General features: G+C 71.7%; 14 protein-coding genes. 3 read left to right on the top strand and 11 right to left on the bottom strand.

Annotation, left to right across the window (positions count from 1 at the left end):
* Nucleotides 1-119: 119 nt before the first annotated feature.
* Nucleotides 120-605 carry a metal-dependent hydrolase gene (locus KIH74_RS18400; protein WP_214157204.1) on the bottom strand — a complete coding sequence of 162 codons (486 nt, stop codon included), beginning with the start codon at nt 603-605 and terminating at the stop codon, nt 120-122.
* A gap of 221 nt (nt 606-826) precedes the next feature.
* Between KIH74_RS18400 and KIH74_RS18405 the strand changes: the two genes are divergently transcribed.
* A complete protein-coding gene (locus KIH74_RS18405; protein ID WP_214157205.1) occupies nt 827-1,567 on the top strand; it encodes a hypothetical protein in 741 nt (246 codons plus the stop codon).
* A 6-nt stretch (nt 1,568-1,573) separates the two neighbouring features.
* On the opposite strand, the gene KIH74_RS18410 is transcribed toward KIH74_RS18405, so the two are convergent.
* From KIH74_RS18410 to KIH74_RS18425, 4 genes are read right to left on the bottom strand one after another with little or no spacing between them, the layout of a single operon-like run.
* Nucleotides 1,574-2,299: an LURP-one-related/scramblase family protein gene (locus KIH74_RS18410; protein WP_214157206.1), complete on the bottom strand. Its 726-nt coding sequence runs from the start codon at nt 2,297-2,299 to the stop codon at nt 1,574-1,576.
* A gap of 9 nt (nt 2,300-2,308) precedes the next feature.
* On the bottom strand, nt 2,309-3,052 hold the full coding sequence (locus KIH74_RS18415) for a hypothetical protein (protein ID WP_214157207.1): 744 nt from the start codon (nt 3,050-3,052) through the stop codon (nt 2,309-2,311).
* A gap of 16 nt (nt 3,053-3,068) precedes the next feature.
* Entirely contained in the window at nt 3,069-3,695 is a 627-nt protein-coding gene (locus KIH74_RS18420; RefSeq protein WP_214157208.1) for an MBL fold metallo-hydrolase, read from the bottom strand.
* Nucleotides 3,692-4,777, bottom strand: coding sequence for an S-(hydroxymethyl)mycothiol dehydrogenase (locus KIH74_RS18425; RefSeq protein ID WP_214157209.1), 1,086 nt, complete (start codon nt 4,775-4,777; stop codon nt 3,692-3,694). The genes KIH74_RS18420 and KIH74_RS18425 overlap by 4 nt, the downstream gene beginning before the upstream one ends.
* Before the next feature lie 339 nt (nt 4,778-5,116).
* Between KIH74_RS18425 and KIH74_RS18430 the strand changes: the two genes are divergently transcribed.
* Nucleotides 5,117-5,620: a DUF3145 domain-containing protein gene (locus tag KIH74_RS18430; protein WP_214157210.1), complete on the top strand. Its 504-nt coding sequence runs from the start codon at nt 5,117-5,119 to the stop codon at nt 5,618-5,620.
* Nucleotides 5,621-5,716: 96 nt separating this feature from the next.
* Here KIH74_RS18430 and KIH74_RS18435 read toward each other — a convergent pair whose 3' ends face one another.
* The 5 genes from KIH74_RS18435 to KIH74_RS18455 all read right to left on the bottom strand — a co-directional run bounded on the left by KIH74_RS18435 (nt 5,717) and on the right by KIH74_RS18455 (nt 10,563).
* Nucleotides 5,717-6,970, bottom strand: coding sequence for a beta-ketoacyl-[acyl-carrier-protein] synthase family protein (locus tag KIH74_RS18435; RefSeq protein WP_214157211.1), 1,254 nt, complete (start codon nt 6,968-6,970; stop codon nt 5,717-5,719).
* A 6-nt stretch (nt 6,971-6,976) separates the two neighbouring features.
* A complete protein-coding gene (locus tag KIH74_RS18440; protein ID WP_214157212.1) occupies nt 6,977-7,234 on the bottom strand; it encodes an acyl carrier protein in 258 nt (85 codons plus the stop codon).
* A gap of 117 nt (nt 7,235-7,351) precedes the next feature.
* Nucleotides 7,352-8,365 (bottom strand): beta-ketoacyl-ACP synthase III, encoded by a 1,014-nt coding sequence (locus KIH74_RS18445; RefSeq protein WP_308113880.1) that lies wholly within the window; start codon nt 8,363-8,365, stop codon nt 7,352-7,354.
* The gene (locus KIH74_RS18450; RefSeq protein ID WP_214157213.1) at nt 8,362-9,297 is read right to left on the bottom strand and encodes an ACP S-malonyltransferase; all 936 of its coding nucleotides are present in this window, start codon (nt 9,295-9,297) and stop codon (nt 8,362-8,364) included. Before KIH74_RS18450 ends, KIH74_RS18445 begins: the two co-directional genes overlap by 4 nt.
* Nucleotides 9,298-9,405: 108 nt before the next feature.
* Nucleotides 9,406-10,563, bottom strand: a complete 1,158-nt coding sequence (locus tag KIH74_RS18455; protein ID WP_308113881.1) for a PucR family transcriptional regulator — start codon at nt 10,561-10,563, stop codon at nt 9,406-9,408.
* A gap of 354 nt (nt 10,564-10,917) precedes the next feature.
* Here KIH74_RS18455 and KIH74_RS18460 point away from each other — a divergent pair, with 354 nt between their 5' ends.
* Nucleotides 10,918-11,649: a hypothetical protein gene (locus KIH74_RS18460; protein WP_214157214.1), complete on the top strand. Its 732-nt coding sequence runs from the start codon at nt 10,918-10,920 to the stop codon at nt 11,647-11,649.
* A gap of 247 nt (nt 11,650-11,896) precedes the next feature.
* On the opposite strand, the gene aceE is transcribed toward KIH74_RS18460, so the two are convergent.
* The gene (gene aceE / locus KIH74_RS18465) at nt 11,897-14,638 is read right to left on the bottom strand and encodes a pyruvate dehydrogenase (acetyl-transferring), homodimeric type (protein ID WP_372492085.1); all 2,742 of its coding nucleotides are present in this window, start codon (nt 14,636-14,638) and stop codon (nt 11,897-11,899) included.
* Between the last annotated feature and the right edge of the window lie 634 nt (nt 14,639-15,272).

Raw genomic sequence — 15,272 nt, forward strand, 5'->3', positions numbered from 1 at the left:
GATGAGGCGCAGGCGCAAGGGCGCCGAGGAGGGGAACATGGGGACCCGGGTTTCGTCGCTTCCGGAGGGCGGCGAGCTGCACCCGGATCCGTTCTATCCCGCCCTGGGCCGGCGGCAACTCAGGGTCGCCACCCGAGCAGCAGGTCGCCGGCCACCAGGGCCAGGGCCTGCCAGGTGATGAACGCCGGCATGCCCCACCGCAGCGCCTTCTCCACGGCGCCGCCGGAGTTGAGACCCAGCCCGGCGTACGACCACCACGGTGCCATCGGGATGCCGGGCGGTTGTTCCCCGAAGATGAAGTCGGCCAGCAGGTGCGACGACCAGCCGAGCAGCAGCGCCCAGATCGCCCAGGCGGAGTCCGGCGGCACGAACACCAGCACCGCCACGGCCACGGCGGCGGGCAGTCCCCACCAGTGCATCAGCCCGCGGTGCCCGCCGGGGGTCCAGTCCAGCCAGGTCTGGTCGGCGTCCGGGCTGGTCCAGCCGGCCGACGAGGCGGTGGCGATCACCGCGGACGCGGCCGCCTGCCACAGCGGCGCGCCCGTGGCCGTCGACGTCGCGATGCTCACCGAGGCCGCGAAGAGCCGGTGTGTGCTGCCGTCCATGCGTCTTCGGTATCACGGTGGGCACCCGAACCATGGACGACGCGCAGGCCGCGCAAATGCCGCCGGTACCGCGATCCGGCCCAGATCCACCAGGTGCCGAGCGCTGGCCCGGCCCCGACGGTGCACCTTGCCTTCCGAAGGCCCAACCTCCGCCTGTCCCGGACGTGTCTCCCCGGGTGGGCGGGGTATGCCCGGCGCCGCTCTCGGGGATACTGCCGACCGTGTCCATCGCGCCTGAAGACAACACCCCCGACGTGACCACCCCCGACCCGGCCGCCCCGGCAGACCTCGCCGCCCCGCTGTCCCCCGACCCGTTCGCCTCCACCCAGCCCTGGGCCATGCAGCTGGCCATGCGCGACGAGCGTTCGGCCCGGCCCACCCACCTCGCGGTCTGCGAGGCCGCCGCCGGCGCGGTCGTCACCCTGCTGACCGACCCGCGCAGCGAACCCGGCGGCGCCTGGCACCCGTTCGTGCGGCAGTGGGTGTCGGGGCCGATTCGCAAGGTGGTGCGGCGGGGGCGGGGCATCCGCTTCACCCAGGTTCAGGAGCTCGACGGGGTGGAGGTCGAGCACGCCGGGGCGCAGGTGCGCGCGTTCGTGCCCGGGCCGGTCGACCTGGTCCCGCCCGCCCTGGCCAAGATGCAGGTCGGCGGCACCGACATGCCGGAGCCGGGCGAGCCGTCCGCTCCGGTGCCCGGCGGCGTCACCGTGGCCCTCACCCCGCTCACCCCGATGACCACCGGCAAGTCGGCCGCGCAGAGCGGTCACGCGGCCCAGCTGGCGCTGATGTCGATGGACGACGACGCGCGGGCCCGCTGGCGCGACACCGGCTGGGCGGTGCGGGTGATCACCCCCGACCAGGCGGCCTGGCCCGCGTGCGTCGACCGGGCCGGGATCGCCGTGCACGACGGCGGTTTCACCGAGGTCGCGCCGGGCACCCAGACCGCCGTGGCCTGGTGGTGAGGACGGCTACTTCTTGCGGTCGCGGGCCTGGTCCATGCAGATCGCGGTGATCGCGACCACGAACCGCTGCACCGGGGTGAGCCCGGGGACGAACCGGATGCGGAAGCGCTGGGTGCCGCTGAACATGCCGTTGCTGCGTTCCCGCAGAGTGGCCAGCACCAGTGTGTCGTCGGCGCCGTCCACCACCTCGAACCGGTCACTGTTGCCCCAGGCCCCGCCGATCATCCGCAGGCGTGCCCCGTCCGGGCCGTGCACCCGCAGCCGGGGCGCGAACATCAGGTTCTCCTGCTCGATCGTGGCCAGCTGCCCGCCCAGCCGGTCGTAGAGCTCGAAAGCCATGGTGCCGCCCAGCGATCCGGCCCGGATCAGCTCGGCCGCCAGCACTCCGGTGTCGTCGTGCAGCAGGAACCGGCTGCTCGACAGGTCGCCGAAAATCATGGTGGTGGCCGAGGCCTGCCGGGTCAGCGAGGCCACCCGGCTGCCCTCCGGGGTGAGGATCTCGTAGCCGCCCTGGCCGAAGAAGTCGCGGTGTTCGCTCACCTCGATCTCACTGTGCGTGCCGAGAACCGTTGCCAGGACCGGGGTCAGGCGCGGATCGGTGGCCGGCGTCGAGGGCGGCCCGGCGGGTGCGGGTGGCTGCGGTGTGCCCCAGGCCGGGGCCGGCTGCGGCGAGTCGCCGGGGTCGCCGAGGGGTTCCGGTGTGCCCCAGACCGGTATGTCCTGCTCCGCCATACGACGAGGTTAACGGGCCCGCACGCCCCAGGTGGCGGCGTTCTCCTTCTTGCCCCGCCCCAGCTCGTCCAGCAGCATCACCGCGACGAGCAGCAACAGCCGGTCCGGGCCCGGTAGGGCGTGGCGGAACGTGACCTGGTAGCGGAAGGTGCCGGTCAGGTAGCCGTTGCTCTCCCGCTCCACCCCGGCGATCACCCGGCCGGGCGTCCCGTCCTCCCGAACCCCGTCGGCCACCTGGTACCGCCCGGCGTTCCAGGACGCGCCGGACAGCCACATCACCCGGCCCTGCCCGGTGGTCACCCGGATCCGCGGCTCGTGCGGACGGCTCTCCTGCCCGGCCGATCCGGTGAGCGGGCCGGAGAGCTCGAAACGGGCCGGGCCCCGGCCGATCCGGGGCGAGCGCAGCAGCCCGGTCACCGGGTGCAGGTGCTCGTCGATCAGCAGGTAGGGCGCCGGGAGCAGAGGGCCGGCCAGCTGGTTCATCCGGGTCGGCCGGTGCTCCAGCCGGGCCAGCCGCAGCCGCCGGTCCGGGGTGAGCAGCTCGTAGTCGTGCCGCTCGGCGTCCTCGATGTCGTGGTCGTGGCGGGAGACCGTGATCGTGCGGGTGCGCTCCAGCACCTCGACCAGCGTGCCGGCCCGCAGGCCGGTGAAGCCCGCCTCGTCGGCGCCGGGAAGGCCCGGCCCGGCGTCCCGCCCGCCGGTACGGCCCGTACCGGCGGCGGGCCCGGGCGTGCCCCAGATCGGTGAGGTCACGGACGATCTCGCGGGCTCAGTGCCCGCGGGCGACCCAGGCGTCGTAGTCCTTGGCCTCGGCCCCGATCGTGGTCGGGTCGCCGTGCCCGGTGAGCACGTCGGTGTCGCCGGGCAGGGCCAGCAGCCGGGTCCGGATCGAGTCCAGGATCGTCGGGAAGCTGCTGAACGAGCGCCCGGTGGCACCCGGCCCGCCGTGGAACAGCGTGTCGCCGCTGACCAGCTTGTTCAGCGCGGGCAGGTACAGGCAGACGGCGCCGGGGGAGTGCCCGGGCGTGTGCAGCACCTCGACCGTGGTGCCGGCGACCTCCAGCGTCTGGCCGTCGTGCAGCGGCTCCGGCGCGTGGTCCGGGTGCACGACGTCCCACAGCATGCGGTCGTCGGGGTGCAGGTACACGGGCGCGTCGCCGGCGACCTCCAGCGCCGCACCGATGTGGTCGTTGTGGCCGTGCGTGCTGACCACGCCGAGCAGCCGCCGCGAGCCCACGGCGTCCACAATCGGTTTCGCCTGGTGCGCCGCGTCCACGACGAGCACCTCGTCGTCGTCCCCGATCAGCCAGACGTTGTTGTCGACGTCGAAGTCCTGCCCGTCGAGCGAGAACACGCCACTGGTGACGACCTTCTCGATCCGGAGGTCGCCGCTCACAGCACGACCACGGAGCGCAGCACCTCGCCCTTCTGCATCTTCGTGAAGGCCTCTTCGACGCCGTCCAGGGCGATCGTCTCGGAGACGAACTTCTCCAGCGGGAGACGGCCCTGGAGATGCAGGTCGACCATGGTCGGGAAGTCACGGCTGGGCAGGCAGTCGCCGTACCACGAGGACTTCAGCGAGCCGCCCCGGCCGAACACGTCGGCGAGCGGGAGCTCCAGCTTCATCTCCGGGTTCGGCACGCCGACCAGGACGACGGTGCCGGCCAGGTCACGGGCGTAGAAGGCGGTCCGGTAGGTCTCCGGCCGGCCCACCGCGTCGACCACCAGGTCGGCGCCGAAGCCACCGGTCAGGCCCTGGATCGCCGCGACGGCGTCGGTGAGCTTCGAGTTCACCGTGTGGGTGGCGCCGAACTCGGTGGCCCACTCCAGCTTCTTGTCGTCCACGTCGACCGCGATGATCGTCTTCGCGCCGGCCAGCCGGGCGCCGGCGATCGCGGCGTTGCCCACGCCGCCGCAGCCGATCACGGCCACCGTGTCGTCGCGGTTGACGTTGCCGGTGTTCAGGGCCGCGCCCAGACCGGCCATCACGCCGCAGCCGAGCAGGCCGGCGACGGCCGGGCGCACGCTCGGGTCGACCTTGGTGCACTGGCCGGCGGCGACCAGGGTCTTCTCGATGAACGCCCCGATGCCGAGGGCCGGCGACAGCTCGGTGCCGTCTTCCAGCGTCATCTTCTGCTTCGCGTTGTGCGTGTTGAAGCACAGGTGCGGACGGCCCCGCAGGCAGGCGCGGCAGGAGCCGCAGACCGCGCGCCAGTTCAGGATGACGAAGTCGCCGGGGGCGACGTCGGTCACGTCCGGGCCGACGCTCTCCACCACACCGGCCGCCTCGTGGCCGAGGAGGAACGGGAAGTCGTCGTTGATGCCGCCCTCGCGGTAGTGCAGGTCGGTGTGGCAGACACCGCACGCCTGGATCTTCACCACCGCCTCGCCCGGGCCGGGATCCGGGACGATGATCGTCTCGACCGATACCGGCGCGCCCTTCGCCAGTGACACCACTCCGCGCACCTGCTGCGACATACTCGTCCGGCCTCCTGTCGTCCGTGCTGATTCATCGAGCACACCGACCCTATGCGGTCGGGAGGAGCATCGTCAGGAGTGGGTTGCGTGGCGTGCGGCGAGTTGCATGATCCGCATCCGCAGGACCGATGGGCCACGGACGGCGCGCACTTTCCCGAGCACCCCGCCCGGACGAGGGAATCTCCGCTGATCGGCGGAGGGGATCGACCCTGGCGGCGAGAGACCGACTCGGGCACAATGATCCGCGACACGCGTCCGTGTGGGACGGTGCCTGAGGCTCATGGGTCCGATTGAGGTCGTTGGGGAAGACGAACCTCAAACCGGGTCGAGGAGGGCCAGATGTCGGGTGCCATCACGCGAGGCGTGCTGTTTGTGCATTCCGCGCCGAGCGCGTTGTGCCCACATGTGGAATGGGCAGCGGGCGGCGTACTAGGGCTGCGCTTGTCGCTGGACTGGATCGAGCAGCCGGCGGCGCCAGGGCTGTACAGGACAGAGCTGTCCTGGCAGGCACCACAGGGGATGGGTGCGCGGCTGACGTCCGCTCTGCGCGGATGGGCGCACCTTCGGTTCGAGGTGACCGAGGAGGCCAGTCAGGGGGTCGACGGGGGACGCTGGAGTCACACCCCTGAATTGGGGATCTTCCACGCCGTGACCGACGTGCACGGCAATGTCATGGTGCCCGAGGACCGGATCCGCGCCGCCATGGAGATCGGCCATGCCGATCCCCTGCTGATGCAGCGCGAGCTCGACCTCGCCCTGGGCCGGGCCTGGGACGACGAACTGGAACCCTTCCGCTACGCCGGTGACGGCGCACCCGTGCGCTGGCTGCACCGCGTCGGATAAGCGCCAGATCAGCATCGGATCAGCAGAACCACCCGAAGACAGCCCGAAGGGCCGGTCCCCAACCCGGGGGGACCGGCCCTTCGGTGTGCTTGCCGACTACACGTTGCGGATGGCGAGCGCCACGTTGTGGCCGCCGAAGCCGAACGCGTTGTTCACCGCGACCCGGTCACCGTCGGGCAGCTTGCGCGGATCCTTGTTCACCACGTCCAGGGTGATCTTCGGGTCCTGGCTGTCCAGGTTGGTGGTGGGCGGGGCGATGCCCTCGCGCACGGCGAGGATCGTGAAGATCGCCTCCAGCGCCCCGGCCGCGCCGAGCAGGTGCCCGGTCATCGACTTGGTCGCGGAGACCGCCACCCCGTCGGTCGCGTCACCCAGCGCCAGGCGGATGGCCTGGGCCTCCGCGACGTCACCGACCGGGGTCGAGGTGGCGTGCGCGTTCAGGTGGATGACGTCGGACGGGGACAGGTCGCCGTCCGCCAGGGCCGCCCGGATGGCCCGGGCAGCGCCCTTGCCCTCCGGCTCGGGCGCGGAGATGTGGTAGCCGTCGGAGGTCACGCCGACACCCGAGATCACCGCGTAGATCGTGGCGCCGCGGGCCTTGGCGTGAGCCATCGACTCCAGCACCACCGCGCCGGAACCCTCACCCATGACGAAGCCGTTGCGGTCGATGTCGTACGGCCGCGACGCCCTGGTCGGGTCGTCGTTCCGCTTCGACAGCGCCTGCATGGCGCCGAACGCGGCGATGGTCACCGGGTGGATGCAGCCCTCGGTGCCGCCGGCCAGCACCACGTCGGCCAGGCCGCGGCGGATCAGGTCCACGCCCTGGGCGATCGCCTCGGCGCCGGAGGCGCAGGCCGAGACCGGCGAGTGCACGCCGGCCCGGGCCCCGAGCTCCAGCCCCACCGCGGCCGCGGGGCCGTTCGGCATGAGCATGGGCACGCTCATCGGGAGGACCCGACGTGCGCCCTTCTCGTTCAGCGTGTCGTAGGTCTGGAGGGTGGTGTACAGACCACCGATGCCGGACGCCATGCACACGGCGAGGCGCTCCGGCTCCACCTCGGGGGCGCCGGCGTCGGCCCACGCCTCCCGGCTGGAGATCAGGGCGTACTGACCGCTCGGGTCAAGACGCTTGATCTCCTGCGGGGTGAGTTTCTCCGTGACCGGTTCGGCCAGGCGGCAGGCGAACTCGACCGGTAGCGTCGGATACCGTTCGAGCCAGGCCGCCTCGAGCGCGCGGACACCGGAGGTACCCGCGAGCGCCGCCTCCCAGGTGGTCTTCACATCGCCGCCGAGCGGGGTGGTGGCACCCAGCCCGGTGACGGCGATCTGCCTGTCGTCTGAGCCAGTCATCTGAGGTCAGGCCTTGGCGGTCTCGGCGTTGCTGATGTACGAAACGGCGTCCTGGACGGTCTTCAGGCCGCCCACGGCCTCGTCCGGGATCTCCACGTCGAACTTGTCCTGCGCGTTCACGACGATGGTCATCATCGACAGCGAGTCGATGTCCAGGTCGTCGGTGAAGGACTTGTCCAGCTGCACGTCGCCGGCCGGGAGGCCGGTCTCCTCAGCGACGAGCTCGGCGAGTCCGGCGAGGATCTCGTCCTGGGTGTGCGCCATGGTTCTTCTCCTATTGGTCGGATGGTGCTCGGTGGTGGTGCGGTGTGAGGACGTCGACGGGCTCATGCCGTCCTCACCCGGGTCTGCCCGCGCCCCGCGTGTGCGGGGGCGAGGAGTTCAGGGCAGCTCGACGACCTGGGCGGAGTAACTCAGCCCGGCGCCGAAGCCGATCAGAAGGGCAAGCCCTCCGGAGGGTACCTGGCCCTCGGAGACCAGCCGGTCCATGGCCAGCGGGATGGACGCACCGGTGGTGTTGCCGGACTCGGCCACGTCGCGGGCGATCACCACGTGGTCGGGGATCTTCAGCTGCTTGGCCATCTGGTCGATGATCCGCATGTTGGCCTGGTGCGGGATGAATGCGGCCAGGTCGGCGACGTCGACCTCGGCGGCCTCCAGCGCCTTGCGGGCGACCGGCGACATGTCCCAGACCGCCCAGCGGAAGATCTTCGGGCCCATCATGGTCAGGACCGGCCAGGGCGGCGTGCCGCCGGCGTCCCGCTCGTCACGGTAGCCGGTCCAGGACTGGGTCTGGTACAGCGCCTCCCACTGGTCGGCGTCCGAGCCCCAGACGGTCGGGCCGATGCCCGGGGTGTCGCTCGGGCCGATCACCGCGGCACCGGCGCCGTCGCCGAAGATCATCGCGCTGCCCCGGTCGGTGGGGTCGATGACGTCGGTCATCCGGTCCACGCCGATCAGCAGCACGTGGCGGACGGAACCGCCACGGATCAGGTCGCTGGCCACGCTGATGCCGTGCGAGAAGCCGGCGCACGCGGTGGACAGGTCGAAGGTGACCGCCCGGCCGGCGCCGATCCGGGCCGCGACCAGCGCGGCGGCGGACGGGGTGGAGATCATGTGGGTGATCGTGGCGACGATCACCGCGTCGATGTCGCCGGGCTGGAGCCCGGCCCGCTCGATCGCCTGCTGCGCGGCCGGCACGGCCAGGTCGACCACGGTCTCGCCGGGCGCGGCGAACCGCCGGTTGATGATGCCGGTGCGCTCCCGGATCCACTGGTCCGAGGAGTCCAGCACCTGGCAGATCTCGTCGTTCGAGACCACCCGGTCGGGACGGCGGCTGCCGGTGGACAGGATGCGGGTGTGTTCCGCGCCGCGGCGCGTGCCCAGGCGACTCACGCCGGCACCTTCCCGTTCTCGTCGGAGGTGTGCTTCGCGATCAGCTCGCGGGCCGCGGGCAGGTCGGCGGGCGTCTTCAGCGAGACGATCTCGACGCCCGGCAGGGCCCGCTTGGCGATGCCGGCCAGGGTGCCCGCCGGCGGCAGCTCCAGCAGCCCGGTGACGCCGAGCTCGCGGAAGGTGTCCAGGCACAGGTCCCAGCGCACCGGCCGGCTGATCTGGCGCACGATCCGGTCGAGCACCTCGCGGCCGTCGGTGACCACCTGGCCGTCGGCGTTGGAGACCAGGCGCACCGAGGCGTCGCCCGGGCTGATCGCCCGGCCGTGGCCCTCGAGCACCTCGACGGCGGGGGCCATGAAGTGGGTGTGGAACGCCCCGGCGACCTTCAGCGGCCGCACCCGGGCCTTGGCCGGCGGTTCGGCCTTGAGCCGTTCCAGGTTCTCCAGGGTTCCGGCGGCGACCACCTGCCCGGCCATGTTCATGTTCGCCGGGGTGAGGTCGAACTGCGCCAGGACGGCGAGAACCTCGTCGGGGTCACCGCCGAGCAGGGCGCTCATCCCGGTCGGCACCTGCGCGGCGGCCCGGGCCATCGCCCGGCCGCGCTCGCGCACCAGCACCATCGCCTGCTCGTCGGTGAGTACACCGGCAGCGGCGGCCGCCGTGATCTCACCGACGGAGTGGCCGGACAGGACGCCGGCGGCGGGGGAGCCGAGCAGCGGCAGGGCGAGCAGCCCGGCGGCCACCAGCAGCGGCTGGGCCACCGCGGTGTCCTGGATGGTCTCCGCGTCGGAGGTGGTGCCGTGCTCGACCAGATCGATGTCGGCGACGGCGGAGAGCCACTTCAGCCGGTCCCTGGTGCCGGGTTCCTCGAGCCATGGGCCGAGGAAGCCAGGGGTCTGTGAGCCCTGTCCGGGCGCGACGATGACGAGCACGTGCTCAACGATGCGCCGAGAGGGGCATCCGGCGGACGCCGTGGGACGTACGAAGCTTTGCGCCGGGCTTTGGAGGGTTCCTACAAAGTGCCGGGCCTGGTGGTCCGGTCAGGTCGAGAGATCGCCGACGCGACCTGCGATGATGGCGATGCGTAGAACGAAGGCTCCACGCGCGTCAGTAGGGTCCCACCTAGTGATGTCACTCACCCGGCGCAGCCGGTAGCGAACCGTGTTGGGGTGCACGAACAGTGCCCGGGCCGCCCCTTCGAGCGACCCGCCCAGCTCCACGTAGGTCCACACCGTCTCCAGCAGGTGCGCGGCCCCCTCGGCCAGCGGCCGGTAGGCCTGCTCGATCAGCGCGCTGCGGGCGTCCGGGTCGCCGGTCAGCAACCGCTCGGGCAGCAGGTCGTCGCTGTGCACCGGTCGCGGCGCGCCCGGCCAGGCCCGGGCGGCGGACAGCCCGGAGTTGGCGGCGCGGGCCGATTCGCCCGCCGCCATCAGCCCGTCCACGGTCGGCCCGATCACCACCGGTCCCGGCCCGAAGAACACCACCAGCTCGCCGGCCAGCGCCACCGGGTCGTCGTGGTGGCCGAGGATCGCCACCATCCGCTCGCCCTGCACCCCGACCAGCAGGTCGCCGTCGGCACCCCGGGTGCTCTGGCGCAGCCCCTCCAGGTTCTCCTCCACCGGGTCGGGCGGGGCCGAGCCGGCCACCACCACGACCTTGGTGGTCGCGCTCCAGTTCAGCGCCGCCGCCCGGGAGCGCAGGTCCTCGCTGTCCGCCCCGCGCAGCACCGCGTCCACGACCAGCGCCTCCAGCCGGGCGTCCCAGGAACCGCGCGACTCGGCGGCCCGGGCGTAGATCTCCGCGGCGGCGAAGGCCACGTCGCGGGAGTAGCGCAGTACCGCCTCGCGCAGGTGCGGCTCGGCGCCGGGGGCCGCGATCGAGGGCACCTGCTCCTCCACGGCGTCCACCACCGTGCGCACCATCTCCAGGGCGTGCTGGAGCGAGATCGAGCGGGTCAGCTCGCGCGGCGCGGTGCCGAAGACGTCGGCGGTGATCTGCACCCGCCCGCCGGGCGCCTGGTACCAGGCGATGAAGGCGGAGATCGCGGCGTGCGCGATCAGCCCCACCCAGGACCGGTCCTGTGCGCTCATCGCCCGGTACCAGGGCAGAGCGTCCTCCATCCGGCGGACGGCCTCACCGGCCAGCGCGCCACGCGCCGCCCGGAGATTCGCGACGGTTGCCTGGTCCGCGGTCACCACGCTGACGAGATTAGGGCACAGCCGTCACGGGACCGCTGGCCAGCCCGGTTTGTCAAGGTACCGGCAGACCCGACCGGTGCCCCCGGAGTGCGGCGTACGCTGCGGGAACAGTGCGCGGGCAGGCGCCACTCAGGCGTCACCGGTCGCCGGGGGCCGGGCCTACGCGTTAGGGTCGAGACGGTCCTACGTCACACAGGAGGCACCCAGAGGCGGTCCGGCTGTCACGCACCCGTCACACGGAGAGCCTGTATCGGCCGGGGGCCACCGAGGATCGATTCTGCACCGAAGACAGTTACGGACACAGCCAGTACACACAGCACCAGGACTGCACCGCAGGTTGCCGAAAGGGGCGATATGTCAGCGCTGGATCGGCTGAAGCGCCGCTCGACGGACGACTTCGTCGCGGGCGGCGGTGGCGACCGACTCGAGAACGTCGCCGCGCACTCCGTCGAGACCCCGGTCGAGCTCGGAGGCGGCGATCTGCATGCCACCGACGAGGACCGCAGCGAGGAAGAGGCGCTGCGCATCCGGCTGGGAGAAGACCCCAACGACGTGGCCGCCTTCGACCGGCTCGCCGAGATCGTCCGCGCCATGGGCGCACTGAGTCACGAGGGTGGCGACCCACAGCGGGGCGCCCAGGACTCGGTCTGGGCCCTGGCCGAGGAGGTCGCCCAGAACAACCGGGCCTGGTACCCGTTGATCGAGCTGGCTCGTCTCTCCATCGACGACGACCGGGAGACCGCTCTGCGCCGGCTCAGCACCGCCGCCGACCGCGACACCACCGGCGAGGCCCTGGCGCAGGGGCTCCAGACACTGCGTGAGGCCGGGCACGCCAACGACGCCCTCAACCTGGGCGTCGGTCACTGGCGGCCCAGGGAGCACGTCACCGCGGCCGGCCGGGAGGTCATCCTGGCCGCGATCGAGAGCGACCGGCTCAGCGAGGCCCGCCGCCACCTGGCCGCGCTGGCCGAGCACCCGGACCAGAACGCGGTCCAGGCCCTGCGCCGGGAGCTCGGCGACCGGCTGGGCCCGCCCACCGGGTCGATCCCGACAGGCGGCGCGAGCAGCATCGCGACGATCCTCTAGCACCATCGACGACGGAGGGGCCGGCGGTGATCACCGCCGGCCCCTCCGTCGTGTCAGGCCGCCGAGCCCTGTCGGCCGCCGTGTCGGGAACAACCGCTGCGCCAGGAACGGCCGCCGGGTCGGGTCGTGCCGCCGGGTCGGGCCGCCGGGACAGCGCGCGGCCCCCGTCGTCCACCGTTGGACGCCCCACAACGTGACAGGGCCGCCGGGAGGTCTCCCGGCGGCCCTGTCACGTGATCGTGAGCGGTTACGCGTCGCCGCCCGCCGTGCCGGTGGTGCCGGCCCGGACGTTCAGCAGGTCGTACTTGTCGATCGCCTGCTGCGGGACCTCGGCGGGCACCTCGCCGCGGGCGGCCAGCTGCTCCAGCACCCGCACCGCGACCGAGTGGCTGTCGATACCGAAGTGGCGACGGGCCGCCGGGCGGGTGTCGGAGATGCCGAAGCTCTCGGCGCCGAGCGAGGTGAACTCCTGCGGCACCCACTGCCGGATCTGGTCCGGCACGGCGCGCATGTAGTCGGTGACCGCCACCACGGGACCCTCGGCCCCCTGGAGCTTCTGCGTGACGTACGGCACGCGGGCCGGCTCCGACGGGTGCCGGAAGGCGTGGTCGTCGGCCGCCAGGGCGTCACGTCGCAGCTCGGTCCAGCTGGTGACGCTCCAGACGTCGGCCTGCACGCCCCAGTCGTTCGCCAGCAGGGTCTGCGCCTCCAGCGCCCACGGCACCGCGACGCCGGAGGCCAGGATCTGCGCCTTCGGGCCGGTCGCCCGGACCGTCTCGGTGAGCTTGTGGATGCCCTTGAGAATGCCCTCGACGTCGACGTTCTCCGGCGCCGGCGGCTGCACGATCGGCTCGTTGTAGACGGTCAGGTAGTAGAAGATGTCTTCCGGCGACTCGCCGTACATCCTCCGCAGGCCGTCCCGGATGATGTGCCCGATCTCGTAGCCGTAGGCCGGGTCGTAGATCACGGCCGCCGGGTTGGTCGACGCCAGCAGCGGCGAGTGCCCGTCGGCGTGCTGGAGACCCTCACCGGTCAGCGTGGTGCGCCCGGCCGTGGCACCGATCAGGAAGCCCCGGGCCATCTGGTCCGCGGCCGCCCACAGGCTGTCGCCGGTGCGCTGGAAGCCGAACATCGAGTAGAAGACGTAGACCGGCACCATCGGCTCGCCGTGCGTGGCGTACGACGTGCCGGCGGCCTGGAACGCCGCCACCGAACCGGCCTCGTTGATACCGACGTGCAGGATCTGGCCCTTGACCGACTCGGTGTAGGCGAGCATCAGCTCGCGGTCGACCGAGGTGTACTGCTGGCCGTGCGGGTTGTAGATCTTCGCCGTCGGGAAGAACGAGTCCATCCCGAAGGTGCGGGCCTCGTCCGGGATCACCGGGACGACGCGCGGGCCGAAGTCCTTGTCGCGCATCAGGTCACGCAGAATGCGAACGAATGCCATCGTGGTGGCGACCTGCTGCTTGCCCGAGCCCTTGTTGGCGCCGGCGTAGGCCTTGTCGTCGGGCAGCTTCAGCGAGCCGGCCGAGTGACGGCGCTGCGGCACCGCACCGCCCAGCTTGCTGCGGCGGTCGCGGATGTACTGGATGACCTCGTCGTTCTCGCCCGGGTGGTAGTACGGCGGCAGATACTTGTCCGCCTCCAGCTGGGCGTCGGAGATCGGGATCCGCAGGCCGTCGCGGAACGCCTTGAGGTCGTCCAGCGAGAGCTTCTTCATCTGGTGCGTGGCGTTGCGGCCGGCGAAGTGCGTACCCAGGCCGTAACCCTTGATGGTCTTGGCCAGGATCACGGTCGGCTGGCCGTTGTGCTCCACCGCCGCCTGGTAGGCCGCGAACACCTTGCGGTAGTCGTGACCGCCGCGCTTGAGCTTCCACCAGATGTCGTCGTCCGACAGCTTCGACACCAGCTTGAGGGTGCGTGGGTCGCGGCCGAAGAAGTGCTCGCGGATGAACCCGCCGTCCTCCGCCCGGTAGGTCTGGTAGTCACCGTCGGGCGTGGTGTTCATCAGGTTGACCAGCGCGTGGTCGCGGTCGGCCGCCAGCAGCGGGTCCCACTCCCGGCCCCAGACCACCTTGATGACGTTCCAGCCGGCGCCGCGGAACTGGGCCTCCAGCTCCTGGATGATCTTGCCGTTGCCGCGCACCGGGCCGTCGAGGCGCTGGAGGTTGCAGTTGACCACGAAGGTCAGGTTGTCGAGCTCTTCCTGCGCGGCCACCTGGAGGAAGCCCCGGCTCTCCGGCTCGTCCATCTCGCCGTCGCCGAGGAACGCCCACACGTGCTGCTGCGAGGTGTCCTTGACGCCCCGGTTGTGCAGGTACTTGTTGAACGACGCCTGGTAGACCGCGTTCATCGGGCCCAGGCCCATCGAGACGGTCGGGAACTCCCAGAAGTCCGGCATCAGCCGCGGGTGCGGGTACGACGACAGGCCGCCGCCCGGGTGCGAGCGCTCCTGCCGGAAGCCGTCGAGCTGGTCGGTGGACAGCCGGCCCTCGAGGAAGGCCCGGGCGTACACGCCGGGGGAGGCGTGGCCCTGGAAGAAGACCTGGTCGCCGCCGCCCGGGTGGTCCTTGCCCCGGAAGAAGTGGTTGAAGCCCACTTCGTAGAGCGTGGCCGAGGAGGCGTACGAGGAGATGTGGCCACCCACGCCGATGTCGGGGCGCTGCGCGCGGTGGACCATCACCGCGGCGTTCCAGCGCATCCAGCGGCGCGCGGTGCGCTCCGCCTCCTCGTCACCCGGGAACCAGGGCTCGGCCTCCGGCGGGATGGTGTTGACGTAGTCGGTGGCCGTGAGGCTGGGCACACCGACACCGCGCTCGCGGGCGCGCTGGAGCAGCGACTGCATCAGATAGCGGGCCCGCTGGCGGCCCTGATCGTCGATGGCGGCGTCGAGCGACGCCAGCCATTCAGCGGTTTCCTCAGGATCGATGTCGGGCAGCCGGCTCGGCAGCCCGTTGAGGATCGGGCCTGATGAATCTCGTCCGACCACGACGGTCCTCCTGGGTTTAGGACAACGGTAGAAACCACGCGCAACCCGGCCGGATCGCGACCGGTTCGGGCCCTATCTTGGCTGACGGGCTGCCCGGACGTCACAGGTACCCCGCCGTACCGGAGGTCGTGGCGGGTGCCGTGGCGGCCGTGCCCTCACCGTCCAGTGTGCCTCTTCGGGAGGGGCGGAGGTGAGGCGGGGCGGATCGGGCCGGACCGGTGACCGGCGTGTCGTCGGCGTGTCGCGCCGATTTCCCGGGGGTGACGGCGCCGCGACCACAGACTTCCCGGCGACCTGAGAACCTGTGAGAAGTTCGGAAAACCCTGTGCGCGTGGGGTGTCGGGTGCCCGATGCTTCGGTGCGGGGGAATTCGTGTTCGTTCGCCCGACCGAGTACCGCAACCAGTCAAAAACACGATGCCCGAGGTGGCGGGGCGGTTGCGCGGCACTGACCAGATGGAGTCCACTAGCCTGACCAGCCTGGTGATGGTTGCATCATCCTTGGTGGAGGAAGCAGCTGCACCACAGAACGTGCACCGGAGCATCACCGGTGACATGCAGGTGACGACCCGGGCGGATCAGACGATCCGTCCGGACAGCGAGCGGCCCGAGAGGGTCGCCAGTGCCGCCGCGCG

The sequence above is a fragment of the Kineosporia corallincola genome, from assembly GCF_018499875.1.
Lineage (GTDB): Bacteria > Actinomycetota > Actinomycetes > Actinomycetales > Kineosporiaceae > Kineosporia > Kineosporia corallincola.